This window comes from Acinetobacter sp. ANC_7655 (genome assembly GCF_056784015.1).
In genome coordinates this window covers 382,260-406,943 of record NZ_JBWYJB010000001.1, presented here as the reverse complement: position 1 = coordinate 406,943, position 24,684 = coordinate 382,260, and the positions used below count along the sequence as shown (strand labels likewise).

General features: G+C 38.4%; 25 protein-coding genes. 18 read left to right on the top strand and 7 right to left on the bottom strand.

Going from position 1 to position 24,684, the window contains the following annotated elements:
• Nucleotides 1–28: 28 nt before the first annotated feature.
• The 4 genes from AC1M9N_RS02100 (at nt 29) to gltS (ending at nt 3,450) form a co-directional block, all read left to right on the top strand.
• Nucleotides 29–1,339 carry a hypothetical protein gene (locus AC1M9N_RS02100; RefSeq protein ID WP_481609501.1) on the top strand — a complete coding sequence of 437 codons (1,311 nt, stop codon included), beginning with the start codon at nt 29–31 and terminating at the stop codon, nt 1,337–1,339.
• 32 nt (nt 1,340–1,371) lie between these two features.
• On the top strand, nt 1,372–1,638 hold the full coding sequence (locus tag AC1M9N_RS02095) for a hypothetical protein (RefSeq protein ID WP_481954193.1): 267 nt from the start codon (nt 1,372–1,374) through the stop codon (nt 1,636–1,638).
• Between the two features lie 220 nt (nt 1,639–1,858).
• Entirely contained in the window at nt 1,859–2,104 is a 246-nt protein-coding gene (locus AC1M9N_RS02090) for a hypothetical protein (protein WP_481609503.1), read from the top strand.
• Between the two features lie 122 nt (nt 2,105–2,226).
• On the top strand, nt 2,227–3,450 hold the full coding sequence (gltS, locus tag AC1M9N_RS02085) for a sodium/glutamate symporter (protein WP_035264641.1): 1,224 nt from the start codon (nt 2,227–2,229) through the stop codon (nt 3,448–3,450).
• Nucleotides 3,451–3,499: 49 nt separating this feature from the next.
• On the opposite strand, the gene AC1M9N_RS02080 is transcribed toward gltS, so the two are convergent.
• Both AC1M9N_RS02080 and AC1M9N_RS02075 read right to left on the bottom strand, forming a co-directional pair.
• Nucleotides 3,500–4,351, bottom strand: a complete 852-nt coding sequence (locus AC1M9N_RS02080; RefSeq protein WP_481954192.1) for an alpha/beta hydrolase family protein — start codon at nt 4,349–4,351, stop codon at nt 3,500–3,502.
• A 120-nt stretch (nt 4,352–4,471) separates the two neighbouring features.
• On the bottom strand, nt 4,472–4,924 hold the full coding sequence (locus AC1M9N_RS02075) for a DUF441 domain-containing protein (protein WP_092766204.1): 453 nt from the start codon (nt 4,922–4,924) through the stop codon (nt 4,472–4,474).
• 123 nt (nt 4,925–5,047) lie between these two features.
• Here AC1M9N_RS02075 and AC1M9N_RS02070 point away from each other — a divergent pair, with 123 nt between their 5' ends.
• A complete protein-coding gene (locus AC1M9N_RS02070) occupies nt 5,048–5,776 on the top strand; it encodes a pseudouridine synthase (protein WP_481954191.1) in 729 nt (242 codons plus the stop codon).
• A 50-nt stretch (nt 5,777–5,826) separates the two neighbouring features.
• On the opposite strand, the gene AC1M9N_RS02065 is transcribed toward AC1M9N_RS02070, so the two are convergent.
• From AC1M9N_RS02065 to AC1M9N_RS02055, 3 genes are all read right to left on the bottom strand, one after another.
• The gene (locus AC1M9N_RS02065; RefSeq protein WP_035264628.1) at nt 5,827–6,270 is read right to left on the bottom strand and encodes a GNAT family N-acetyltransferase; all 444 of its coding nucleotides are present in this window, start codon (nt 6,268–6,270) and stop codon (nt 5,827–5,829) included.
• 121 nt (nt 6,271–6,391) lie between these two features.
• On the bottom strand, nt 6,392–6,694 hold the full coding sequence (locus AC1M9N_RS02060) for a type II toxin-antitoxin system RelB/DinJ family antitoxin (RefSeq protein WP_481606985.1): 303 nt from the start codon (nt 6,692–6,694) through the stop codon (nt 6,392–6,394).
• Between the two features lie 106 nt (nt 6,695–6,800).
• Nucleotides 6,801–7,724: an RluA family pseudouridine synthase gene (locus tag AC1M9N_RS02055; protein WP_481954190.1), complete on the bottom strand. Its 924-nt coding sequence runs from the start codon at nt 7,722–7,724 to the stop codon at nt 6,801–6,803.
• Between the two features lie 116 nt (nt 7,725–7,840).
• On the opposite strand from AC1M9N_RS02055, the gene tsaE reads away from it, so the two are divergent.
• The 4 genes from tsaE (at nt 7,841) to hfq (ending at nt 11,822) form a co-directional block, all read left to right on the top strand.
• Entirely contained in the window at nt 7,841–8,308 is a 468-nt protein-coding gene (tsaE, locus tag AC1M9N_RS02050; RefSeq protein ID WP_481612518.1) for a tRNA (adenosine(37)-N6)-threonylcarbamoyltransferase complex ATPase subunit type 1 TsaE, read from the top strand.
• An 8-nt stretch (nt 8,309–8,316) separates the two neighbouring features.
• The gene (gene mutL, locus AC1M9N_RS02045; protein WP_481954189.1) at nt 8,317–10,269 is read left to right on the top strand and encodes a DNA mismatch repair endonuclease MutL; all 1,953 of its coding nucleotides are present in this window, start codon (nt 8,317–8,319) and stop codon (nt 10,267–10,269) included.
• A 6-nt stretch (nt 10,270–10,275) separates the two neighbouring features.
• On the top strand, nt 10,276–11,220 hold the full coding sequence (miaA, locus tag AC1M9N_RS02040; RefSeq protein ID WP_481589849.1) for a tRNA (adenosine(37)-N6)-dimethylallyltransferase MiaA: 945 nt from the start codon (nt 10,276–10,278) through the stop codon (nt 11,218–11,220).
• Nucleotides 11,221–11,309: 89 nt separating this feature from the next.
• Complete coding sequence (gene hfq, locus AC1M9N_RS02035) at nt 11,310–11,822, top strand: RNA chaperone Hfq (RefSeq protein ID WP_035264611.1); 513 nt, start codon at nt 11,310–11,312, stop codon at nt 11,820–11,822.
• 107 nt (nt 11,823–11,929) lie between these two features.
• On the opposite strand, the gene AC1M9N_RS02030 is transcribed toward hfq, so the two are convergent.
• Both AC1M9N_RS02030 and AC1M9N_RS02025 read right to left on the bottom strand, forming a co-directional pair.
• Nucleotides 11,930–13,228, bottom strand: coding sequence for a peptidylprolyl isomerase (locus AC1M9N_RS02030; RefSeq protein ID WP_179998229.1), 1,299 nt, complete (start codon nt 13,226–13,228; stop codon nt 11,930–11,932).
• Nucleotides 13,228–15,702, bottom strand: a complete 2,475-nt coding sequence (locus AC1M9N_RS02025; RefSeq protein ID WP_481608406.1) for an LPS-assembly protein LptD — start codon at nt 15,700–15,702, stop codon at nt 13,228–13,230. The genes AC1M9N_RS02030 and AC1M9N_RS02025 overlap by 1 nt, the downstream gene beginning before the upstream one ends.
• Before the next feature lie 119 nt (nt 15,703–15,821).
• Here AC1M9N_RS02025 and AC1M9N_RS02020 point away from each other — a divergent pair, with 119 nt between their 5' ends.
• The 9 genes from AC1M9N_RS02020 to AC1M9N_RS01980 all read left to right on the top strand — a co-directional run bounded on the left by AC1M9N_RS02020 (nt 15,822) and on the right by AC1M9N_RS01980 (nt 24,669).
• The gene (locus tag AC1M9N_RS02020) at nt 15,822–16,838 is read left to right on the top strand and encodes an aminoglycoside phosphotransferase family protein (RefSeq protein ID WP_481589852.1); all 1,017 of its coding nucleotides are present in this window, start codon (nt 15,822–15,824) and stop codon (nt 16,836–16,838) included.
• A complete protein-coding gene (gene murU / locus AC1M9N_RS02015) occupies nt 16,835–17,524 on the top strand; it encodes an N-acetylmuramate alpha-1-phosphate uridylyltransferase MurU (RefSeq protein WP_481608407.1) in 690 nt (229 codons plus the stop codon). The genes AC1M9N_RS02020 and murU overlap by 4 nt, the downstream gene beginning before the upstream one ends.
• Nucleotides 17,525–17,609: 85 nt before the next feature.
• Nucleotides 17,610–18,242 carry a 16S rRNA (guanine(527)-N(7))-methyltransferase RsmG gene (gene rsmG / locus AC1M9N_RS02010; RefSeq protein WP_092766213.1) on the top strand — a complete coding sequence of 211 codons (633 nt, stop codon included), beginning with the start codon at nt 17,610–17,612 and terminating at the stop codon, nt 18,240–18,242.
• Nucleotides 18,243–18,265: 23 nt separating this feature from the next.
• On the top strand, nt 18,266–19,048 hold the full coding sequence (locus tag AC1M9N_RS02005; protein ID WP_035264598.1) for a ParA family protein: 783 nt from the start codon (nt 18,266–18,268) through the stop codon (nt 19,046–19,048).
• Nucleotides 19,045–19,935 carry a ParB/RepB/Spo0J family partition protein gene (locus AC1M9N_RS02000; RefSeq protein WP_481954188.1) on the top strand — a complete coding sequence of 297 codons (891 nt, stop codon included), beginning with the start codon at nt 19,045–19,047 and terminating at the stop codon, nt 19,933–19,935. Before AC1M9N_RS02005 ends, AC1M9N_RS02000 begins: the two co-directional genes overlap by 4 nt.
• Before the next feature lie 233 nt (nt 19,936–20,168).
• Nucleotides 20,169–21,893 carry a lipid A export permease/ATP-binding protein MsbA gene (msbA, locus tag AC1M9N_RS01995; RefSeq protein ID WP_035264595.1) on the top strand — a complete coding sequence of 575 codons (1,725 nt, stop codon included), beginning with the start codon at nt 20,169–20,171 and terminating at the stop codon, nt 21,891–21,893.
• 3 nt (nt 21,894–21,896) lie between these two features.
• Nucleotides 21,897–22,907: a tetraacyldisaccharide 4'-kinase gene (gene lpxK, locus AC1M9N_RS01990; RefSeq protein ID WP_481588355.1), complete on the top strand. Its 1,011-nt coding sequence runs from the start codon at nt 21,897–21,899 to the stop codon at nt 22,905–22,907.
• Nucleotides 22,908–22,916: 9 nt separating this feature from the next.
• Nucleotides 22,917–23,678, top strand: a complete 762-nt coding sequence (gene kdsB, locus AC1M9N_RS01985; protein ID WP_481591157.1) for a 3-deoxy-manno-octulosonate cytidylyltransferase — start codon at nt 22,917–22,919, stop codon at nt 23,676–23,678.
• Between the two features lie 13 nt (nt 23,679–23,691).
• Nucleotides 23,692–24,669, top strand: coding sequence for a DNA polymerase III subunit delta' (locus AC1M9N_RS01980; protein WP_481591156.1), 978 nt, complete (start codon nt 23,692–23,694; stop codon nt 24,667–24,669).
• The last annotated feature ends 15 nt before the right edge of the window (nt 24,670–24,684 follow it).

Genomic DNA, 24,684 nt, shown 5'->3' with positions numbered 1-24,684 from the left:
TCAGCCCTTATTTTTTTATGGACATTTAATGAAAAAATATTTAAGAAAGGATTTATTTTCCATTATTTTATTAGTTATTTTTATTTTTATTTTTATTTATAATTTAATTGGTAAAAAAATTGAGAATGCATTAGAAAAAACCAAAAACCAGGAGGAGTTAAAGGATGAACTTCTAAAAGGTATGGATGTAAGCAAAATTGACACTGAAAAATTCTCTCTTATCAATGCACAAGATAATTATATCGTTCACTTAGGATATATTGGTGATTTTATTTCAGGAAGTTTAGGAGTTTCATTGTCAGCAATTACACTAATTATTGTTTTGATAACTTTTTTAAAAGAAAAAACTAGAATTGAAGAACAAAAAATTGAAGATAGATTTTTTAAATTAATTGGAATTTTAGGTGAAATAAAAAATAGTAACAACTTATCTCAAGAATCTAAGGTATTTATTAAAAAATATGGAAGTGAAAAAGATCTGGGTTTTTTAAAGAATAAAATAGATTTGGAGATTAAAAATTTTTTAAATTTTTATTTAATAATTTTTCAAACTTTAAAATATTTGGAAGATCATGAAAAAGATATTACTGATAAGATTTTTTATCAAAAAACTGTAGATGATAAAATGATAGGTTATATTAATATTATAAAAGCTTATATAGAGCCAGAATTACTTTTATGTCTAGCAATATATGGTCATTCCACAGAGGGAGAAAGATCATTAAAAATTAAAAAATTATTTGAGAGATATAATTTCTTTGAAAACATATCTACTTTGAATGAGAAGGCTTATTTTTCAAATCTAATGGTTACTATCTATTGCACTTATAGCAAAAAAACTTTCGGAAATGATGGTTTTTATGAGTCAATAAAATATTTAAAAAATTATCTCATAGGTAAAAAAAATTTAACCTTGGGTGAGGCTTTTTTTAAGTTTTTAGCTGAAAATGGAGGAAAATGGGACTATAAGACAGGGGAAATGATTTGTAATGATTCTGTTTCTAAAGAAATATATTTAAGTGTAAAAGAGGAGTCGAATAAATCATTTGAGCTAATGATAATAGGTCATGATTTTTGTAAGTTAAAAAAACTGAAGTTTATTCTAGGACTTGATGAGGATGGATTATTTAGTATAGTTTCAGATAACTATCATGATGACTCAAAATTAATAATCAATAAGGGCGAAATTGTAATTAAATTTTCTCCTAATTTAAAAGAAAATGATTATCAAAATATAAATTATTATGATAATTATTCAATTATAATTAAAATTATAAATGAGAGGAAAATAGATGTAGAATTTGAGGAAAAGGTGATTTACTTTAAAACTTATAGTTAGTTTATATTTCACAATGGTGTAAAATTTAGACAATGTCTTCACAATCCCGTTTCTTCTGCATTGGTGGATTCCTTAACGGAAGCCAAGTTAAAGACCAAAGTGACAGCTTTGTTTGTATGACCGATGGAAAGAATGAAACTTATACGAAGAAGGTCATTTTCCATCAAGAAGCATGGGATCATGACTACTACGTGTTTGAAAACATCACCGACCAACAAGCAAAAGAGTGGGTGTTTCAAAAATATGGAGAAACCGTCATCTACCGAAAAAGAAAGCCCATGAAAAAGCCCCGTAATTAAAAAATTAACGGGGCTAGTCGTACCACTCTCGTGATACTCATATAAGGCTCATCTCATACTGCCTGTATTAAAACACATTCACACAGATTCGTCATGCTGAATCGAATATAAATTCAAATCGACTACTGCGAAAAGCTTACAAGCACGTAACCATAAATAAAACAGACAGCAACAATCTAGAAAGGTGAAATAAATAGAATAAGCAAAAAATGAACACAGCATGAATATAATGAAAAGCATACTCACATTAAGTTTAATCAGTCTATCGCTCATTGCATGTTCAAGCGTGGAGATTAAAAATTCTGATTCAGAAGAAGACGCACGTTATCAGAAATATAAAGATGAAACAGTAAACATGTCTGAATACGATAAACAGCGCTATTACAATCAGCATCACCTAGGTGTAGTTGAGCCAGATCAAGTTCACGAATCAATTCGAGAGCAAAGAAGAAAACAGGTGCAATAAACCAATAGGGCAGTACAAATAAATGTACTGCCTATAAATCATTGAAAAATTACATTTCAATAGCTGAATAAAGCATAATTCTTTGTGAAAATTGATTAAAATTAAAACATTAGGGAAATAGAATGAATTTTGAAGTTGATGCCTTTGGCACCATCGTGATTGCCGTATTTTTTCTATTTATTGGGCGCTATCTAGTCAACCGAGTCCAATTCTTTAAAAACTACAATTTACCTGAACCTGTGATTGGCGGTTTGGTCGCAGCAATTACAGCATTCATCTTATTTAAATTCTTTAATATCAGTGCCACATTTGATGCGCAAATTCAAAGCATTTTAATGCTGATGTTCTTTACCTCTGTGGGCTTAGGTGCAGATTTTGTTAAATTAAAAGATGGTGGCAAAGCCCTATTTATATTTTTGTTCTGTGTGATCGGATTTGTGATCGTTCAAAATATTGTTGGGGTGAGTTTAGCGACGGTATTAGGTTTAGATCCGCTCATCGGTTTAATTGTAGGTTCAATCACCTTAACGGGTGGTCATGGCACGGCAGGTGCATGGGGCCAAGTGCTTGAAACCCAGCATGGCATTCAAGGTGCTATTGTATTGGGTATGGCAAGTGCGACCTTTGGTCTGATCATTGGTGGTATCGTTGGTGGTCCAGTTGCTAAATTTTTAATTAAACGTCATCAACTGGCTGACAAAATTGACAATGATCAAAACGAATCACAATTGGATGATCAGTTAAAATCTGCACCATTTGAATATCCAAAAAAGACACGATTAATTACTGCAAGTAATGCGGTTTCGACCCTTGGTATGTTTGCACTTTGTATATTCACGGCAAACTTAATGACAGATTTTAGTCAGGGTAAATGGTTTGAGCTTCCAACCTTTGTTTGGGCACTAGGTTCAGGTGTGATTTTGAGAAATTTGCTTGAGCATGTATTCAAAGTAAATATCTTTGATCGTGCGATTGACGTGTTTGGAAATGCATCTTTATCACTTTATTTATCTATGGCATTGTTATCACTACAACTGTGGTTATTAGCAGATTTGGCAGGTCCGTTAGTCACGATTCTGATTGTGCAAATGCTGGTATTGATTTTATACACTGCTTTTGTGACATTTAAGGTGATGGGGAGCAACTACGATGCTGCGGTTTTATCAGCAGGTCATTGTGGTTTTGGTATGGGTGCGACGCCAACGGCTATTGCCAATATTCAAGCAGTAACCAATACCTATGGTCCTTCACACAAAGCATTCTTACTCATTCCACTGACAGGTGCATTTTTCATTGATATTGTAAATGCGATAGTGATCCAGCTCTCCATTGGAATATTGGGATAGAGCAAGTTTAAACAAACCGCCTTTAATGCGGTTTTTTACTTATGGAGACTTATATATGCAGTTGAGATTCGATCATCGGCCAAATATTTTGATGCGACTGTTTGAACATCATCATGTGTCCAATCGCTTTATGGCCAAGCTCTTTGGGTTTGAGTTCGATCGCTTCGGTAGGTGCATTAGGATACAAACGAAGTAAATCCTGAACATTTGCTTCGGTTGCAATCTCATCATCACTTGCCCAAATGGCCGTGACAGGAATTCGTATCTCTTTGTGATAATCTTGATCTAGGGTAACCGTTTTGCCAATTGCATTAATAACATAGCCTGGTTGACTACAAAATTGAGCCCAGTCACGTGCAACATCTTTCGGTAGATTTTCCCCCATACCAATGGCTTGGGTAGGGCCGTAACCGAGCATCATACGTGCGAGAGGAAAAATACCTTTAAACATCACAGGGGCAAGTAGTTTCGTACGACCTTTGAGCCCTTTTACATGCCCAGTCGAACCTGCAATTGCAACGACTTTTGCAACTTTATCATGGTTGGGGGTAATCCCAATGAGTTGTCCGCCGGCGCTGTGACCGACAAGAATAACTTGCTTGGCATGGGTAAGTTGTAAGAGTTGATCAATCGCAGCGGGAATATCTAACTGTCCCCATTGCACAATATTTGCTTTGGATTGCTTCAATGGGCCATAAAGAGAAGCACCAATACCACTAAAATCAAACACCATTACGGCATAGCCTTGTTGGTTAAGCCATTCGCAAAATCGATGATAAAACTTTTGAGTAATTCCAGTGGCAGGGCACACCAAGACGGGAAGACGCTTTGAATGCTCGGCAGGAAAAAAGGTAGCAGCGAGTTCGTATTGATCCTGACGAATAATTTTAATTTTTTGCATAATTTAAACTGTGCAAGTATCCGTAATCAAAATACTTTACTGCAGTTCTAAAAGATTAAACCAACAAATAATGACTGTTGCGTTTGTGAAATGATTGCTCACTCGTGAAAGCAACCTGTTTCAAGAAGTGCCAATAATAATGGAAAGTATTCCTGCTGCAATTAAAGGTCCAACAGGGACGCCACGTAAAATAGCCACACCTGCTACAGTACCAATCAGAAGTCCAGCGACAATATTTGGCTGATTCGCCATAAGCGTTACGCCACGACCACCTAACCATGCCACCAATAACCCGATTCCAATGGCTAAAATTGAGTTTAAGCTCAAGAATGACTTGAGGATATCTTTACCCGGAATGGTGCCACTGGCAATTGGCGTGAGTACGCCAATGGTGAGGATAATAATGCCGATATTTAAACCATGCTGTTGAAGCAATGGAAAATACTCGTTTAAAGGGGTGATACGAAAAACAATAAGTACTGCGACTGCAATTGTGACAGCTGTATTTTGACTGAATATTCCACATGCCAATAAAATGATTAGAACGATTAAATTGAGGTCTAATTGAGACATAAAGAAGATCCAGTGCTTATCAGGACAGTACTTGAAAGTTATAATAGTTTAACTGATTTAAAGTCTGCATTCAGATGGCATCCTTTAAATTTCAACGAATATTGTAAGTAATGGAAGTGATTCATGGTTCTGGAAAAAATGTTACAGTCTCAAGGCTTTGGATCACGAAAATATTGTCAACAATTAATTAAAGCTGGTGCAGTGGTCATTGATGGTACTGTGATCACGGACCCGAAATATAAACTGAAGCTTCAAGGTCTTAGCTTCCACGTGTATAACGATGAATATACTTATCGTGAAAAAGTTTATATAGCACTCAATAAACCTGTAGGCTATGAATGCTCGCATCAAGCGACGCATCACTTCAGCGTGTTTGAATTAATCGATGACATATTGTTGCAAAGGGGAGTGCAAACTGTCGGACGTTTAGATCAAGACACGACTGGTATATTGTTACTTACAGATGATGGACAATTTCTGCAAGCGCTGACTCATCCTAAAAAACATGTTCCTAAAGTTTATCAAATGCATACAGTAGATCCAGTCACTGAGCAGCAAATCATTCAATTGGGTCAAGGTGTAGAGCTTCGCAATGAAACAGGATTGTTTCAAGCAACAGATATTCAACTCATAAGCAATCAACACCTAAAATTTACAGTGCATCAAGGCGTTTATCATCAAGTAAAGCGTATGGTTGCTGCTGTGGGAAATCGTGTTGAATCATTGCATCGACTGCAAATTGGACAATTAAAATTAGATCAGCTTGCTGAAGGTGAATATTGCTATCTCACTGAACAGCAAATACTCGCTGCCAAAAATCAAAGTCCTGATGCTCAACTCCTTGAAATTTAAATCATTAATGCTAAAGACTCTATTCTCAAGACGATATGTTATGTAATGCCTTAAGATAGAAAGCAATGATAGGTTTGGAATTCATTGTCTTTGACGAAGCCCATCTTTTCGTAAAGTTGGTGAGATTGAAAGTTACTTCGTTGTGTCTCTAATGAAATTCGACTGGCTTTTTCGGATTGTGCAAACAAAATTGCAGTGTCAATGAGTTGTTTAGCTGAACCTTGTCTTCTATAAATTGGAGTGACATATACATCATCTAAAATGTAGTAGCTTGAACAAGCATGGGACGAAAAACCTAAATAAAGAATCACGAACCCAGTGATTACATCATTTTTGATGTGAATAAAAATAACACTTTGTTGGTTTTCGAATCGCTGTTTTAGAAAATCATAGGATTGTTGAATATTGGATGATGCACCATAAAACTGTCGGTATTCATCAAAAAGTACCGCGAGTTGATTGAGATCTTCTGTTGTGGCTTTCCGTACTATCACTGTTAAGCTCTCCTCAGATCATTATTTTTAATGTTGTTATGATGAAGAGCTAAACATATTTGCGCAGAGTGCTGTAAATTAAATTGTTTAAAAATACGACAAAGTTAACTTATGTCAAAAATTAATCTTTATCGCTTTCACCCAAAAGTGCATTCAATTCTGCAAAAAAATCGTCGTCATCTAAACTCGAAGTTGTAGTGTTGGAATCTTGATGTTCTTGCTTAAGCTTTTTAAGTTTCAACAATTGATCCATGTTGATCGTTTGATTTTCGATTGCAAAAGGAATGGACTTTGTCAGTACAACTTGTTTGAAAAATAAACGCACTGCTTGCGCTGGTGTAATCCCCAATTGCTTAAAAACTGCAAAGGCTTGTTTTTTTTCTTGTGAGTCAAGTCGGACTTGATAAACTTCTGTTTTTCTCATGAATTAAAACCAAACGACTCTAAATTTAAGTGCTTATTTTAATCTAAGTAAATGTAATTTCAATGTCTGAACGTGAAAATTATATAAATTTGTCATTACAATGAATCTACAATGTCAGTGTTTGCGTGCTTTTAAAGTGCATTTCAATATTTAATATCGGATCAATAAATTGAAGCTCATCAGCAAGTAATTGCAACGGAGCACTGAAATCATCCTCAGCTTTATGCGCGATTATCGGATAAAAAGGATCATTTTTGATTGGAATGTTGAGCGCATTGAGGTGAACGCGGATTTGATGTTGCTTACCGGTCAGTGGTTTCAAAATATATCGTCCCCACTGTGAATTGTGTTCTATCAGGTCAATTTCAGTGACAGAATTGGTGACGCCTTCACATACTTTCATTATATAAAATGGATTTCCCTTTTCCATGCGCAATTCAACTGTTCGTGGAAAGACTAATTCTTTTGAGTAAGGTGCGATGGCTTGATATGTTTTGGATACCTTTCGATCTGCAAAAAGTTGTTGATAGACTCCGCGACTTTCGACTTTTTTTGAAAATAAAACAACACCTGCTGTTTCGCGGTCTAAACGATGAATCGGTGTGAGATGAGGATTATCAGTGAACTGCTTTAATCTCACCAATAAGGTTTCTTGAACATATTGACCTGTCGGACTCATGGTTAAAAAATGAGGTTTATCCACCACGAGCAGTTCATCGTTTTCGTATAAAATTTTTTCCTTAAACGGAACATGAATTTCGTTTGCTAAAAAACGATAATAAAAAATATGAGAATTAGGTTGATACGCCGAGTTGATGGAAAGTTTGTTGCCATCTGCATTATAAATAAGACCATCTTGAAAACGTTGTTGCCACTCCAGTGCGTCTATATGAGAAAAGGCTTGAATGAGAAAATCATAAATCGTGATTGGGGAGATTTGTAGATTTGGAAGAAATACTTTGCTGGCTGTTACACCATTGATCATCGGTGGCGTAAAACTTGGGGCACTTTCTGAATTTGATTTTGGCATAACAAGACAACAGAATAAAAAAATGATCAGATGAATGAGTTTTTGAACAAGTCTAGATAGGCACTGTTCAGGAGCATGCTATTATACCTCTTCAACAGATGTCTAATGTGATCCAGATGCAATATTCTTTTCAACTCAACTTAAATGATGAAGCAGATACTCAAAAATTAGCTGCATGTTTAGGGCAGTGTATTGAAAAGGGTGTCATATACCTCATTGGAGATTTGGGTGCGGGTAAAACCACCCTGACGCGTTATTGGCTACAAAATTTAGGTCATCGTGGTGCGGTTAAAAGCCCGACTTATACACTGGTTGAACCCTATAAAATCAATCAGCAGGATGTCTTTCATTTTGATTTGTATCGTTTGAATGATCCTTATGAACTTGAGTTGATGGGTATTCGTGATTATCTGGATATTGCTGATGCACTATTCTTGTTTGAATGGCCCTCTAAAGGTGGCGACGAAATTCCAGAAGCAGATGTTATCTTGAATATTGAGAAATCTGATGATGAATCAGTACGTCATGTCACGATTTCTTCAAATGATGAAGCTTTACTCGCAAAATTAAAGACACAGTTTTAAATAATTCTATGGCGCATGATCTTAGCTTGAATCGAATTCAAACCTTATCTCCTGCATTAGCAAACCAAATTGCTGCGGGAGAGGTAATTGAACGTCCTGCATCAGTGGTGAAGGAACTTCTAGAAAACTCCATTGATGCAGGTGCGACTGAATTAATCATTCGAGTCGAACAAGGCGGTAGTACGCTGATTGAGATTATCGATAATGGCAAAGGAATTCATCCTGAGGATCTTCCGCTTGCGGTCATGCGTCATGCGACCAGTAAAATTCAAACTGCTGAAGATTTACATGCAATTGTGAGCTTAGGTTTTCGCGGAGAAGCCTTGGCTTCCATTGCTGCTGTTTCGCGCTTGACCTTGACCAGTAGTCGTGATGATTCAGGAATTGGTTATCAGGTCGAAGTAAACGGCACGGCCTTTGATCATCAAGAGATTCAAGCTGTTGCTACTCAGCAAGGCACACACATACGTGTACAAGATTTATTTTTTAATGTGCCAGCAAGACGAAAGTTTTTAAAAAAGCCAAATACGGAATTTGGTCACATTGAAGAAATCGTACGGCGCTTAGCCTTAACGCATTTCGATATTCGGATTGTGCTGGAACATAATGGTGCTATTCGTTTAAATTTGCCTGTCGCAGACAGTGGTCAACTCAGATTTCAACGTGTACAGCAGCTTTTAGGTCGACAATTTACGGAAAATGCGTATTGGATCGATGCTGATAGTGTCAATATGCGCTTATCAGGATGGTTAGGTCATCCTTCTGATGCTCGAGCACAAAGTGATTTGCAGTATGTGTACGTGAATGGTCGTATCGTAAAAGATAAAACAATCTCTCATGCTTTGCGAATGGCCTATGATGGCATCTTGCATGGGCATCAACATGCAGCTTATTTGTTGTTCTTAGAAGTTGATCCTGAATTTATTGATGTGAATGTGCATCCGACTAAACATGAAATTCGATTTTTGAATCAACGTGAAGTACACGAATTTGTACGTCATTTTGCCAAAGAAACTTTGTCGCAATTTCAAACTGCGACTGCGGATTTAGCCCAGGCTTTAAAGCTTGATCAAGATGTCATCGCACCATCAGTACAGTTACCACGTTATCAAGAGCAATTTAATCTGCATCAAAATGCTCCAGCATCGCCCCCTATGTCCCAGACGTTGCAGGAATCGAGTCATGAGGGCTATTTAACAGATTTTAGTGTTAAACAGCCTCAGTCAGTTCAATATAGTGCGTCGAGCCAGCCTTATTCAAATTCTAATATCAGTAATGCACTCAAATCTTATTTGGCACCTTTGAAAGAAACGTCATCTAATTTTGAAGTTCCTCATGATGCTGAGATGGAATCAACATCGTCTAGAGTTGATGAGTTCCCCTTGGGGATTGCAATTGCACAACTTCATGGAATTTATATTCTGGCGCAAAATTCTGAAGGTTTGATCATTGTGGATATGCATGCTGCGCATGAGCGAATCTTGTTGCAGCAAATGAAATCTGCTTGGGATAAACCTGAATTTTGGACATCACAGCAGTTGCTTATTCCAAAAGTGATTTCAATTACACGCATGCAAGCCACGCGTATCGAAGACCTTAAGCCTCAGTTGGCGCGGCTTGGTTTAGAAATTGATCAATATGGCGATGAGCAAGTGATAGTGCGAGGTGTGCCTGCTATTTTGCACAAAGCTGATTTTAATGCATTAATCCCAGAACTTTTGAATGATCTTGATCCCAATGATGAGGCCAGTGCTTTACAACAAAAAAGAGACCATATCTTGGCAGGGATGGCATGTCATGGCGCAGTGCGTGCGCATCGAATGTTAAGTATTTCTGAAATGAATGCACTGTTGAGGCAGATGGAACAAACTGAGTTTGCAAGTCAATGTAATCATGGACGACCGACTTGGAGAGCTTTTCCACTTAGTCAATTAGATAAATTATTTGCTCGAGGAGAGTAATTGTACATGTCAAATCAAATGCCAGTCATCAACTTAATGGGGCCGACTGCGAGTGGGAAAACTGCTTTGGCATGCGAGCTATATGAGCGCGGTAATTTTGAAATTGTTTCAGTGGATTCTGCGTTAATCTATAAGGACATGGATATCGGTTCGGCAAAGCCATCAAAAGAAGAGCAGGAACGATATCCACATCACTTGATTGATATTATTACACCGCTCGAGGTTTATTCGGCAGCTCAATTCGTTGAAGATGCATCGCTGCTGATTGATGAAATACATTCACGCGGTAAGACCCCAATTTTGGTGGGTGGGACGATGTTGTACTACAAAGCACTGTTGGAAGGCTTGGCAACGAATCTCCCTAATGCTGATGAAAAGGTACGTCAACAAATTGAAAATGAAGCCATGGCATTGGGTTGGGAGAGCGTCTACGAAGAGTTAAAACGTGTCGATCCTATGGCAGGTGAGAAGTTTAAAGTGAGTGATCGTCAGCGCATTATACGCGCGCTAGAGGTCTATCGTCTGACAGGTCGACCTATCACTGAGCTTCAAGCTGAACAGCCTAAAAAACAGCCATATCGTTACAATTTTCATAATTATGCGCTATTACCTGATCGTGTAGAATTACACAAAAGAATTGAACTGCGCCTAAAAATAATGTGGGATATCGGTTTTTTAAATGAGGTGGAGTATCTGATTGAAAAATACGATTTAAACGATAATTTGCCATCGGCGAGATCTGTTGGATATCGCCAAGCTTTAGATTTTCTTAAAAATAGTGATAGAAGTCTCAAATCTAAGCAAGATATGGAAGACAAGTGTTTGTTTGCAACACGACAACTTGCTAAACGTCAATACACTTGGTTACGTTCTTTGCAAGAAGCGCACAGTTTTCAAACTTTTTTGACGATAAAGCAAGCTCAAGAAGACTTGCGAAACTTATATGGATAAAGCAAAATTTACTCACTATCTTTTTTATAAATTTTAATTGAAAAATAAAGATAGTTTTTTTGCGCTGATTTTATTTTTTGGAGTATAACATGTCTAAAGGTCAAACTTTACAAGATCCGTTCTTAAACTCTCTCCGTAAGGAACGTATTCCAGTTTCAATCTTTTTAGTCAACGGTATTAAATTACAAGGTCATATCGAATCATTTGACCAATACGTTGTATTATTAAAAAACACGGTAAGCCAAATGGTTTACAAACACGCTATTTCAACAGTTGTACCTGCACGTAATCCACGTCCTGCTGGTGCTCCTGCAGGCGCTCCTGCTGGTGCTCAAGGCGGCTTCGGTGGTCAACAAGGTGGCTTCGGTGGTCAAGGTGGCTTCGGTGGTCAAGGCGGCTTCGGTGGTCAAGGTGGCTTTGGCGGTCAAGGTGGCTTTGGCGGTCAAGGTGGCTTCGGTGGCGGTCAAGGTTTTGGCGGTCAAGGTGGCTTCGGTGGTCAAGGTGGCTTCGGTGGTCAAGGTGGCTTTGGTGCGACTTCTACACCAAACTTTGATGGCGAAACAAAATTTGATGATGCTCAAGAAGACGATAACAATCGTTAATTTTTGAGTAATCAAAAAGGCACCTGATGATGGTGCCTTTTTTTATATGAACAGCCTAAAAGTTAAAATTAAAGCCCCCATAGTGGAGGCTCTCAATTAAGAAAAAATTAGTTTTGGTTGGGTTGTTTAATTTCAACGTATGTACTTGCGCGAAGCTCTCTTAACCAGCCATCTAACTCTGCATCAAATTGACGGTCACCAAGAATTTGGCGCGCTATGCGTTTTTGCTGTTCCTGAGTCATGTCTTGCTGACGTGCATCAGTAACTTGCAAAATATGCCAACCAAACTGTGTTTCAAAAGGTTCACTGACTTCGCCAATTTTCGCAGTCTGCATTTTTTGATCAAACTCTGGCACCATCATACCTGGTGAAACCCAACCTAAGCTACCACCATCACGTGCAGAACCTGGATCATTAGAATAAGTTGCAGCAAGAACTGCAAAATCATCACCTGCCTTTACACGGCTATAGATACTGTCAATAGTGTGTTTGGCATTTTCAGGGCTCACCACTTCAGAAGTCTTAATCAGAATATGGCGAGTTTGGTATTGTGGCACAATTGTCTTTTTCTCATTTGACTTGCGCTCTAAGAGTTTCAACAAGTGGATGCCATCTCGAGCCTGAATTAAATCAGTAGTATTGCCTGGTGAAACTAAAGCGATACTCGATGCAAGTTCTTCTGGAATATCTGCGATTGAGCGCGAGCCCATATCTGCACCTTCAACTTTAATTGTAGATGTAGAAAATTGTTTCTGTATCGCATCTACATCATTCGAAGCTTGAAGTGCATCTTGAACTTGTTGCGCGACTTGAGTGAGTTCTTGTTGAGAGGCTTCACCAGAAATTCTGAAGTGAATCACGTGAGCTTGAGTACCCACAGCAGCTTGACCTTCCGGTGATTTGAGGAAGTTTTCAACATCTTGGTCGCTGATTTTGATGCGTGACATCACTTGTTGTTGACGTAAGCGCTGAATAGCAAGATCATCAGCGACTTTAGCACGTAGGTTTTCATAAGTGCCTGGAGCCATACGGTCAAGCTTTTGCTGGAAGTCTTCTAGGCTATTACTGTTCGACTGGCGAGCAACATTAAGCACAGCATCATTTAAAGTTTTTTCATCAACTTGAATGCCATAACGTTTTACTTGTTCAAGTTGCGCATTTTGGATGATAAGTTTATTCAGAGCTTGATTTTCAAGTACCTGAAGTGGTGGTACATCCTGTTTTTGAGCTTTAAGCTGATGTTGTAGCTCAGCGACACCTTGTGCAATGTCACTTTTTAAAATGGCGCTTTTGCCAACAATAGCAACGATTTGATCTGATGGGTTTGCATAACTTGACACTGATGCAGAAATAACAAGTGCTAACGCTGAAGCTTTAAAGAGTTGTTTTAAATTTTGCATCTTCATTAATTCGTCCAATTTTGTTTAACTTTATCGAAACCCAAGATTCGATTTTCCAGTAAAGAGCTTAACTTACTGTTTAAGCCACCAAGTCCTTTAAGTGTAAACTCTGCCATTACAGCACGTTTTTGTTTGGTGTCTGGTGCATTAACATCATCTAAGTCATTGTAATAAGAGCGACCATAGACCGAAACACCCCAGCAGCACGACTCATAATTAATACCTAAAAGGTACTCGCGTGCAACACTGTTGTCTAGATCATATTGCATATGACCCATCAAATTCCAATTACCTTTCACAGGTTGTATAAAGGATGCTGTAACTTGGTCATAGTGGTCTTGACGATCTTCAAGTCGCTTACGATTAAAATAACCAAAGTTGTATAGGTTACCTTGATCACCTGTGTAATACACTTGTAGATCACGTTGAGCATTATCTCCGTTAGACATCCACATTGAGTTTGCATTCACAGTAAAGTTCTGAGAAAGCTGGCTGGCAATGCTGATCACAGGACCAGTTTGACGCTCAGTATTAAATGGGTCATTTTGACTATTATTCAAAGTCACCTTACGGTCTTCAAAATAGTAACTTTGTCCGATGCTGGCACGTAAACGTTCTAATCCGATTGTATCAAAGAGGCTGTAACTTACTCCGAGTGATAAGAAGTTATTATCTTCTAGGCGGTCGTGGCCATAAAAGCGACGTGGATTAAAGAGTTGATCGTAATTCAGGGACGCTGCGGTTGAGTCAAAGTTCGGTGAACTGTTTTGATTTCTGTGTGGTGCATAAGCATAGAATGCACGTGGTGTGATGGTTTGTAAGAATTTTCCATCTTTTTCAAAGATAAGACCAGCATCTAAAGTAAACTCTGGAACTATAACTGCATTATCTTTGGTGTTTTTTCTTTGTTCTTCAGTGATACGATCAATCGTATTTTGATCAAAGAAAGTATTTATAGAGCGAACTGATGCTTGTGGTATAAAGAATGACCACTGATTGCGGAAGTTATATCGAGCAGAAAACTCATTATAAAGACGTGTACCACTTGGTTGATAAATGGTGTCCATATTTGAGTTGTCTGAAGCATTTAAGTCATTAATATCTTTTTGGAAATATGCTGTATCGTTATTAAATTCATATTCCAGTCCTTGCGGATTACCAGTGATATAATTGACGAGCAATTGCGGTAGTCGTGCATAGGGGCGATCAACATCATCAACATCAGGGTCTAGCGTCTGGAAGTCTTCAACTTTGAGTTGCGCGCGTAACCCTGGAATTCCATTCGCGTAATTAAGATCCCAAGCGCGGCGTTGGTTTAACTCTGTTCTTGTATTCGGATTGCTATCTAGATCTGCAAAGAAGTCTTTATCAGAAACATAGTTATATTCTAGGTTGGTCGTCCATTGGTCATTGATTTTCCAATTGTGCACGAGGTGTAAATCTTTACGATCTTCATCATCATATTTACGATCTTGTGCTAAATAACCACCCCAAATACGACCGCCACCATATTGTTCAGTCAGATATCTGAACTCACCCTCAGCCATCAATCCACGACCGCCAATGAAACGTGGAGTGATAGTCGCATCATAATTGGGTGCTAAATTGAGATAAATTGGCGCTTCAAGTTCTAAACCACCATCGTTTGTATAACCAAAACCTGGGTTTAATAAGCCAGTGGTACGACGATCATCAATAGGGAAATTGAAATATGGCACAGCCAGCACTGGTGTGTTTTTAATATATAGTTTAGTGCCTTTGGTCACGCCACGCCCAGTGTCTTGATTTAACTCAATCGAATTGGCTTGAATCTTCCATGTTGGGCTTTGCTCAGGTGGACACGTGCTATAAGTTGCATTCTGAAGGAGTAAAATATTGGGTGAGGTGCGCTCAATATTTTCTGCACGACCATGCCCATGTGTCGCTTCTGAAATATAAAAGCTGTTATTGAGGCGTCCCGTTTGGGTTTTTAAATTGTAGTCAATTTGATCACTTTGAGCCAATAAACCCGCTTGTGCCAACTGTACATTGCCAGAAGCTTTGGCATGAGTTTGAGTATTGTCAATTTTAATTTTATCCGCACGAACCATACGACCTTGTTGATCGATGATGACATTGCCTTCTAATTCTGAATCGCCATTTGGATTGTAATATGCACGATCAGCGGTGATGATCGATGTTGCTTGCTCAGGATCAACTGCTTTAGTATCAGGGCTGATTGGTGTCAACCAAGTTTGAGCACAAAATTTCGAGCTTGGGGAGAACGTGCTACGTTGTTGCGCTTCGGCTGAATTTTTATTGACATAATATTGATCAAAGAAGCGCTGACCAGGGTAGCTTTCTTTAATTGCAGTTTGAAGTGCTTGATTGTCCACCTCAGTTGTACTGTCTTTAGAGTCGGCATAACTTGAGACTGTGCTACCACACAATAAGGTTAAAATAGCAGTCGCCAAAGGGCTGAAAGTAAACTGATGCTTCATTTATATCATTAACCAAGTATGCAAATTGCAATTAATTATTGTCGCATCATAGAGAAAAAACGGATTAGTGGCTACACTTAGCACTTTAAATATTCAGCCTGTACTAGAATTTATAGCAAATGAATACACAACGTGAACAATTGATACATACGTGGGTGCAATCTGTACTTCAATCAGAGCAGTTCGAAATAAAATATTTAGCAGGCGATGCCAGTTTCCGTCGCTATGCGCGAATCACCTTGAATAATAAATCATTTATGTTAATGGATGCACCTCCAGAAAAAGAAGATTGTGTACCTTTTGTGACGATTGACGAATTCTTTGATCGTCATGGAGTTCGTGTTCCACATATTGTTGCAAAGGATTTAGAGCAAGGGTTGTTGCTTCTTGAAGATTTTGGGGATGAGCTTTTAGCGAACCATTTAAACAATGACACGGTAGATCAGCATTATTTACAGAGTTTTAAACAACTCATTCAATTACAGTCTATTCGTGGTGTGGATCAGTTTCCAGAATATAGTTACGAAAAATTAATCAGTGAAATGGAGTTATTCACAGATTGGTTGCTTCCATCATTAAATATTCGATTAAATGCTGATGAACAAGGTTTGATTAAGCGCACTTTTGCGATATTGGCAAATGCGGCTTTAGCTCAACCCCAAGTGATTGTTCATCGAGACTTTCACAGTCGTAATCTCATGTTGTTGAATGATGAACAAGAACAAGGCGTAATTGATTTTCAAGATGCGGTAATCGGTGCGGATACCTACGACTTGATTTCAATTACACGTGATGCATACGTGCAATGGCCTCCAGCACGTGTAAAACAATGGTTTAAAACCTTCTATGAATTATTACCAGATGATTCAAAAATTGATCGTGATTTAGAGCGCTTTATTAAAGATGCCGACTTCATGGCGATTCAACGCCATTTAAAGATTTTAGGTATTTTTGTGCGATTGTTTGAACGTGATGGAAAGTCGGGCTATTTAAAAGACCTGCCTCGTGTCATGTGGTATTTACTCGAAGAGTCGAAGCCTTACGCTGAACTCACTCCATTTATTCAATGGGTTGAAGATAAAGTGCTTCATGCATTTGAAGCCAAGTATGGTCACTATGAGGTAGTAGCTGCATGAAAGCCATGATTTTAGCAGCGGGTCTGGGTAACCGTATGCGTCCCTTGACGCTTTATAAACCAAAGCCACTGTTGGAAGTGGGTGGAAAGCCTTTAATTGTATGGCATATTGAAAAATTAAAGTCGATTGGTGTTAGTGAAATTATTATTAATTCGGCATGGCTGGCAGACAAATTGATCGGTGCTTTAGGCGATGGTTCTCAGTTTGGTGTGAACATTCGCTGGACGCGTGAAGATGAGGGTTTGGAAACAGCTGGTGGAATCATCAATGCTTTGCCCTTGTTGGGTGAAGAACCATTTATTCTCGTCAATGGGGATGTGTGGACTCAGTTTGATTTTGCTCAGTTGCTTGAGCTTGATTTACAAGAAGATCTAGCACACTTAGTACTTGTGCCAAATCCGCTACAACATCCTCAAGGTGATTTCACACTATTAGATGGTCGTGCTTATACTTTTGAGCAAGAAAAAGAGGGCGAAAATCTGACTTATAGTGGTATTGCGGTGATTCATCCTCGTTTATTTCAAGGTCTAGAATGGGGCAAGCGTCCTTTAGCACCTTTGCTTAAAGATGCTATGCACAACCACAGAATTTCTGCTGCAAAAATGGCAGAAATGTGGGTGGATGTGGGTACTCCAGAAAGGTTGATGCAGTTGGATCAGCACATTCGAGAAGGACAATTTAACTAACTGAGTATTCACTAAGCGTTAAATAGTGTTCCACGATGCATAAAACGGTATACTTTGATTAATTTTATTGAGATGTTTACTGTTTATGCATCCTTTTTTTCATGAGTTACAACAAGGTAGTCAAAAACTAGGTTTATCACTCAGTGATGAGGCGTTGAGTTTATTATTAAAATATCAAGATGCGCTTGTATTGTGGAATAAGGCGTACAACTTGACCGCGATTCGTGATCCTAAAGAAATGTTAGTTAAGCATTTATTGGATAGCCTCAGCATCTTGAAAGACTTGCCTCAAGGGCGATTGCTTGATATCGGTACCGGTGGTGGTATGCCGGGGATGATCATCGCGCTATGTCAACCTGAGCGAAGCTGTGTGCTTCTGGATTCGAATGGAAAAAAAATTCGTTTTCTCAAACAGTTTATTGCTGATCTAAAACTAAAAAATGTTGTGGCAGTTCAAACTCGAGTAGAGAATGAAGAGAGTATTAATGAACTGGGTAAATTCGATGTAATTACCAGTCGTGCTTTCGCCTCACTGACAGATTTTATTACTGCTTCTCGTCCTTTTATGCATGAAAACAGTATTATTGCTTCTATGAAAGGTTTAATTCCTGCTGAGGAAATTGAAAACCATAAAGATGAGTTGAGTTGCGAAATTATTGAGCTTCACGTTCCTCGTTTAGATGAACAACGTCATTTATTGCTACTTAAACAAATTTAAAAATTCTAGGGATTGGGGTTACCATGGCTCAAATTATTGCTATTGCGAACCAAAAAGGTGGCGTAGGTAAAACCACGACTGCTGTAAATTTGGCTGCATCATTAGCAGTGCTTAAAAAGCGAGTATTGTTGATTGATATGGACTCTCAAGGCAATGCCACAATGGGTTCGGGTATTCAAAAGAATGATCTCTTATACTCAGTAACTGATGTTTTACTGGGTGAAGTGCCAATTGAAACTGCCATCACTAAAGCTGAAGTTGGATATCGCGTACTTGGCTCCAATCGTGATTTAGCAGGTGTTGAATTAGCCATTGCTGAGCAAGACGGTCGTGAATTTATTCTGCGTGATGCGATCCAACAAATTGAAGATAAGTTTGATTACATCATTGTGGATTGTGCGCCAAGCTTAAGTTTGATCACGGTAAATGCATTGGCTGCTGTTAAAAGCGTGATCATTCCAATGCAGTGTGAATATTATGCCTTGGAAGGTTTGGCGGATTTAACACAAACGATTGATCGTATTCAACAAGCGTTAAATCCTGATTTAGAAATCATTGGTGTATTGCGTACCATGTACGATGCTCGAAATGCGCTGACACGTGATGTGTCGGATGAGTTGGAGCAGTATTTTGGTAAAAAATTATACGAAACGGTTATTCCTCGAAATGTGCGTTTAGCGGAAGCGCCAGCACATGGGTTACCGATTATTTATTTTGAAAAAAGTTCTAAGGGTGCAGTGGCTTATTTGAATCTTGCTGCTGAAATGTTAAAAAAAACCAAAGTGAAAAAAGGAAGTAAAGCATGACCGTGAAGAAAAGAGGCTTAGCAAAGGGTCGTGGCTTAGATGCGTTATTGGGCTCTATTCAAAAAGAAAAATTACAATTAGAAGCACAGTCATTAGATCATGGTCAGCTCAAACAAGTAGATGTCAAACTTCTTAAACGTGGTAATTATCAGCCGCGACGCTTTATTCATGAAGAAGACCTTCAGGAATTAGCATCTTCTATTAAAAAGCATGGCATCATGCAGCCGATTGTCATTCGTCCAATTGAGGATGATGTACATCAATATGAAATTATTGCAGGGGAGCGCCGTTGGCGAGCGGCTCAAATCGCTGGACTAAATGAAGTTCCTGCAATTGTTCGTGATTTGTCAGATCAAGTTGCAATTGCGTTGGCATTAATTGAAAACATTCAACGCCAAGATTTAAATCCAATTGATCAAGCTATGGCATTGCAGCGTTTTCATGAAGAGTTTGGATTAAGTCACCAAGAAATTGCTGAAACAGTGGGCAAGGCACGTACTACAGTAAGTAATTTATTGCGCTTATTAAGCTTAGCGGATCCGATTAAAGACCATATCCAACAAGGTAAATTAGATATGGGGCATGCGCGTGCAATATTGACTTTGCGTGCAAAAGACCAAATTGAAATTGCAAAAATTGTCATTGAAAAAAACCTTTCTGTTCGTCAAACAGAACAGTTAGTGCGTGATTTTAATGCACCAAAACAGGATAAGCCAAAACCATCAATTTCAGCTGATTTAGAGCAACTGACTCAGCGTCTTTCTGAACGTTTCAGTGCAGATGTTAAAATTGATCACAATAAGCAAGGTAAAGGTAAGCTTGTGATTCATTATCATTCACTTGATGAGTTAGATGGTATTCTAAATATCTGTTTAGATGAAAAATAATTAATTTAAAAGCAGTAAATGTGATTTATTTAGATGAGTTTGAGATTTAAGTCATTTAGGTCTCAATACTCCAATTGAGCTAAGGTTTACTTTGATCATTCCATACAATCAGGTCATTGATTTTAGAGTGGGGCAGACTTTAGCATTCGATGTTCGAATTATGTATGATTAAATTGCATACGTGCTGAATCTGTTTAGGTGTTTAAGGATACCGTACCAATTAGAGGTTGTGAGTGAAGCAAGATTTTAAAGTTTATATGCGTTTGTTGAGTTACTTAAAACAGTACTGGACGATTGCATTGATTGTTGTATTTGGTTTTGTGCTGAATGCCGCGACTGAAGTTTCTGTTGCGAAATTATTAGAGCATATTATCAATGCCATTCAAGAACAGGATCGAAGTTTCACGAACTTATTCCCATTTTTGGTTGTGGTTTTGATGTTTGTACGAGGAGTGGGGCTATTTCTAGGTGGATACTACACTTCGGTGATTTCTCGAAATCTAATTTTTAATATTCGCCAAGAAGTTTTTGCTAAATTAATGCGATTGCCGTCGCAATATTATTTAGATAACACTAGTGGTCATATTACTGCCAAAATTATGTACAACGTTGAACAGCTGACTGCTGCCTCAACGGAGTCATTAAGAACCTTATTACAACAAGGTTTGATCACCATTGCGCTGTTAGGATATTTGTTCTATTCCAACTGGCGCTTGACTTTATGTATTTTGATTTTTGCGCCATTAATCGGTTTGTTGATTAGAAAAGCTGCTAAACGTATGCGTAAGCTGTCTACTCAAGTGCAAGATACGATGGGTGATGTAAACCATGTAGTGCAAGAAACCGTGAATGGTAATCTGGTTGTTAAAGGGTTTGGTGGACAGGCATACGAGCAAACTCGTTTTAAAGAAACCTCACTCGAAAACTTGCGTCGTGGTTTAAAAATGGTTGCAGTACAACAATTAAATAGTCCTGTTGTACAACTTATTATGGCGATCGCTTTAAGTATTGTGATTTGGATTGCTTTAAGACCTGAGATATTACAGGATACTTCAGCGGGTCAGTTTGTTGCGTATATTACTGCAGCCGGTATGTTGAGTAAGCCGATTAAAGCTTTAACCGATATCAATGAAAAATTACAGCGAGGAATGGCTGCAGCACATTCAGTATTTGAATTATTGGATATGCCTGAAGAAAAAAATGAAGGGCAGTTAAAACCACAACTCAAAGGCAATATTGAATTTAATCAGGCAAATTTAACATATAGCGATGGTTTTCATGCCATTCATGATTTCAATTTAAATGTTAAAGCTGGGCAGACTGTAGCGTTGGTGGGGCGTTCGGGGGCTGGTAAGTCTTCTTTAGTTAACTTATTGGTTCGTTTTCAAGAATTAAGTTCAGGGTCAATCAAATTCGATGGCCATGATATTCAAGATATCGAAGTAACAGCGTTACGCTCACAAGTGGCTATGGTCAATCAGCAAGTCGTGCTGTTTAACCGAACTGTTCGTGAGAATATTGCTTATGGTCAGTTACAAGATGCTTCGGAAGAGCAGATTATTGCTGCTGCGAAAGCTGCTTATGCCCATGACTTTATTATGGCACTGCCTCAAGGCTATGACACACCATTAGGTGCTCAAGGTTTAAATTTATCTGGCGGACAAAGACAGCGTATTGCAATTGCTCGCGCAATCTTAAAAAATGCTCCAATTTTAATTCTTGATGAAGCGACAAGCGCATTAGACAATGAGTCTGAATACTTTATTCAGCGTGCTTTTGATGCAGCTATGCAGGATCGGACAACGATTGTCATTGCACATCGATTATCAACGATTGAGAATGCAGATCTTATTGTGGTAATGGATAAAGGTCGGATATTAGAGCAGGGAACCCATCAGGAATTACTCGATTTGCGTGGTGCATATTTCCAACTGCATCAACGTAATTTTGAGGAATAAGTTATGTCTATTGCGCAGGTCATTCAAAACGCTTGGAATAAGCAATCCAAGTGGTTGATTGTATTGCGACCCCTGTCATTGCTTTATCGATTAGGATTTTTCCTAAACAAAGCCTTGTATCAACGTGGTATAAAACCTATTTATACTGCACCAGTGCCTGTCATGGTCATTGGCAATATAACGGTAGGTGGCAGTGGTAAAACACCGTTATTAATTCAATTGGTTAAATATCTTCAACAAAAAAATATTCGAGTTGGAGTAATTAGTCGAGGCTATGGTGGTAAAGGTCCTTTTCCTGCAAGCGTGAATCTCGATTCTGAGCCAAATGAAGTGGGTGATGAGCCCTGTTTAATTGTGCAATCTACTGGCGTGCCGATGGTCGTAGGTGGGCAACGACAGAAAAGTATAGAGTTACTTCTCTCTCAGCATCAACTTGATTTGATCATAAGTGATGATGGTTTGCAACATTGGGCACTTGATCGTCAATTAGAATGGATTGTGCTGGATAACAATCGTGGTTTGGGCAATCAGAAACTGTTGCCAGAAGGCTTTTTGCGTGAGCCAGTAGCACGGTTATGCAGTGGTACAGTAATTGAGCATGCTGAACAACCAAGTTCAGATCTGTATATGCAATTACAAGTCGCAGCGCCGTACTTGTTAAATCCAGTCGAAGATCAAGTTGAATATTTTGCCACTGATTTGAATTATTATGCGGTCGTAGGTATTGGGTTCCCGCAACGGTTTTATAAAACCCTTGAAAGTATGGGCTTAAAGCATTTTCAGTGTCATGAATTTCCTGATCATTATGATTATCAGATTGATGATTTACAATTTGAAGATTCAAATCCAATCATCACCACTGAAAAAGATGCTGTGAAACTCCTCCCTTTGTTAAAACAACATCCAGAATTTAGTCGTGAAATTTGGGTGGTTCCTGTTGAAGCAGCTTTATCATCAGCTTGTTATGATTTGCTGGATCAACAGCTTGCAAAACTTGGTATCGTAAACACATAAGGAATATCCATGAAACATATTGTAATACCTGCTCGCTTTGCAAGTTCGCGGTTACCTGGAAAACCACTCCTTAAAATACACGGGCGTGAAATGATTTTACGTGTGGTAGATCAGGCGCGAAAAGTGACTGGGTTTGATGATTTATGTGTTGCTACTGACGATCAAAGAATTGTTGATCTTTGTAAGGCAGAACAAATTGATGTTGTGTTGACCAGTGCAGAACACCCTTCTGGAACCGACCGATTGAGTGAAGTTGCACGAATCAAAGGTTGGGCGAGTGAAGATATTATTGTAAATGTGCAAGGTGATGAACCATTATTGCCTGCATCTTTAGTCCAACAGGTTGCTTCTTTGTTAGAGCAAAAGCCTGAATGTTCAATGTCCACTTTGTGTGAAGTGATCCAAGAATTAGAAGAGTTTAAACGCGATAGTATTGTCAAAGTCGTCATGAGTAAGTTCAATGAAGCGCTTTATTTCAGTCGTGCAACCATTCCATATGATCGTGATGGATCAAAGCAACAACCTCAGATACTACATCGAAAAGCCTACCGACATCTTGGTTTATATGCCTATCGAGTGAAGTTGCTACAAGAGTACGTGACATGGGATCAGGGAGATCTCGAGGTTTTAGAAAGCCTTGAGCAACTGCGTGTTTTAGAAAATGGTCATCGAATCGCAATTGATGTGGCAGAGGTGAGCTTACCACCAGGTGTGGATACGCAACAAGATTTAGACCGTCTTAATGCAATGCCTATTTCTCATTTCCAATAGTACAGATTAGTCAATGACTCAGACTCAGCATGTTTATCCTTGGCAACTTAACGTATGGAGCACACTGACTCAGCGGTTTCCTCAAGTAGGTCATGGATTACTTTTTTATGGCAAAAAAGGCTGTGGTAAAGAAGCTTTTACCCAGCAATTTGTTACTTGGCTGCTATGTTTAGATAAGCAGCCAAATCAACCTTGTGGTCAGTGTTCAAGTTGTTTGTGGCTAAAATCAGATACTCATCCAAATTATGTTTACGTCACGACGGATGAGGACAATAAGAAACAAAACGCTAAAATTAAAATTGAGAAAATTCGTGAATTACAGCCATTCGTGCAACAAACCGTCGATGGTTGGCGGGTTATTGTGATCGAACCGGCGGAAGCGCTCAATATCGCATCGTCAAATGCTTTATTGAAAACACTTGAAGAACCAGGTGAGCGTGTTGTGATTATTCTTTTGGCGGATCATTATTTAAAATTACCAGCCACTATACGAAGTCGCCTACAACATTACGCCTTAGATCGGCTGACTGATGATCAAGCCAATGCATATTTGAATGAACATTTGAATGCAGAGCAGCAGACTTTGAGCTCACTGTTGCTTAACCTTTCGAATGGTATGCCTTTAGCTGCTATTGAGTTGGCCTCAAGTGAATGGTTAACTCTGCGAAGTGCGTTTATAAATGATTGGTATCATTTAGTCAGTCAAAAAAATATGCCAATGCAGTACGCCTCTAAATGGAATAAGCAACTCAACTTTTCCGAGTTGATTGTTATGTTTGAGTACTTATTAGCTGATCTTGTTGCCTATAAAATGGAACAAAATGTAAAAAATAGCGATTTAGACTTTAGTTTGTTGGCTGAGCAATATCAATTAGAGCAATTATTTGATATTTATAATGATGTGCATCAAGCAAAACAAATGGTTGAGCAGAATGTTCAATCAAATTTAATTGTTGATCAGCTTTTTATAAAATTAATGAATGTTCAATAATCATGTTTGAATACA

Excerpts from the sequence above, each read along its gene's own strand:
- AC1M9N_RS02100 (WP_481609501.1), top strand. The coding sequence starts at position 29 with ATGAAAAAATATTTAAGAAAGGATTTATTTTCCATTATTTTATTAGTT.
- AC1M9N_RS02095 (WP_481954193.1), top strand. The coding sequence starts at position 1,372 with ATGTCTTCACAATCCCGTTTCTTCTGCATTGGTGGATTCCTTAACGGA.
- AC1M9N_RS02090 (WP_481609503.1), top strand. The coding sequence starts at position 1,859 with ATGAATATAATGAAAAGCATACTCACATTAAGTTTAATCAGTCTATCG.
- gltS (WP_035264641.1), top strand. The coding sequence starts at position 2,227 with ATGAATTTTGAAGTTGATGCCTTTGGCACCATCGTGATTGCCGTATTT.
- AC1M9N_RS02080 (WP_481954192.1), bottom strand. The coding sequence starts at position 4,351 with ATGCAAAAAATTAAAATTATTCGTCAGGATCAATACGAACTCGCTGCT.
- AC1M9N_RS02075 (WP_092766204.1), bottom strand. The coding sequence starts at position 4,924 with ATGTCTCAATTAGACCTCAATTTAATCGTTCTAATCATTTTATTGGCA.
- AC1M9N_RS02070 (WP_481954191.1), top strand. The coding sequence starts at position 5,048 with ATGGTTCTGGAAAAAATGTTACAGTCTCAAGGCTTTGGATCACGAAAA.
- AC1M9N_RS02060 (WP_481606985.1), bottom strand. The coding sequence starts at position 6,694 with ATGAGAAAAACAGAAGTTTATCAAGTCCGACTTGACTCACAAGAAAAA.
- AC1M9N_RS02055 (WP_481954190.1), bottom strand. The coding sequence starts at position 7,724 with ATGCCAAAATCAAATTCAGAAAGTGCCCCAAGTTTTACGCCACCGATG.
- tsaE (WP_481612518.1), top strand. The coding sequence starts at position 7,841 with ATGCAATATTCTTTTCAACTCAACTTAAATGATGAAGCAGATACTCAA.
- mutL (WP_481954189.1), top strand. The coding sequence starts at position 8,317 with ATGGCGCATGATCTTAGCTTGAATCGAATTCAAACCTTATCTCCTGCA.
- miaA (WP_481589849.1), top strand. The coding sequence starts at position 10,276 with ATGTCAAATCAAATGCCAGTCATCAACTTAATGGGGCCGACTGCGAGT.
- hfq (WP_035264611.1), top strand. The coding sequence starts at position 11,310 with ATGTCTAAAGGTCAAACTTTACAAGATCCGTTCTTAAACTCTCTCCGT.
- AC1M9N_RS02030 (WP_179998229.1), bottom strand. The coding sequence starts at position 13,228 with ATGAAGATGCAAAATTTAAAACAACTCTTTAAAGCTTCAGCGTTAGCA.
- AC1M9N_RS02025 (WP_481608406.1), bottom strand. The coding sequence starts at position 15,702 with ATGAAGCATCAGTTTACTTTCAGCCCTTTGGCGACTGCTATTTTAACC.
- AC1M9N_RS02020 (WP_481589852.1), top strand. The coding sequence starts at position 15,822 with ATGAATACACAACGTGAACAATTGATACATACGTGGGTGCAATCTGTA.
- murU (WP_481608407.1), top strand. The coding sequence starts at position 16,835 with ATGAAAGCCATGATTTTAGCAGCGGGTCTGGGTAACCGTATGCGTCCC.
- rsmG (WP_092766213.1), top strand. The coding sequence starts at position 17,610 with ATGCATCCTTTTTTTCATGAGTTACAACAAGGTAGTCAAAAACTAGGT.
- AC1M9N_RS02005 (WP_035264598.1), top strand. The coding sequence starts at position 18,266 with ATGGCTCAAATTATTGCTATTGCGAACCAAAAAGGTGGCGTAGGTAAA.
- AC1M9N_RS02000 (WP_481954188.1), top strand. The coding sequence starts at position 19,045 with ATGACCGTGAAGAAAAGAGGCTTAGCAAAGGGTCGTGGCTTAGATGCG.
- lpxK (WP_481588355.1), top strand. The coding sequence starts at position 21,897 with ATGTCTATTGCGCAGGTCATTCAAAACGCTTGGAATAAGCAATCCAAG.
- kdsB (WP_481591157.1), top strand. The coding sequence starts at position 22,917 with ATGAAACATATTGTAATACCTGCTCGCTTTGCAAGTTCGCGGTTACCT.
- AC1M9N_RS01980 (WP_481591156.1), top strand. The coding sequence starts at position 23,692 with ATGACTCAGACTCAGCATGTTTATCCTTGGCAACTTAACGTATGGAGC.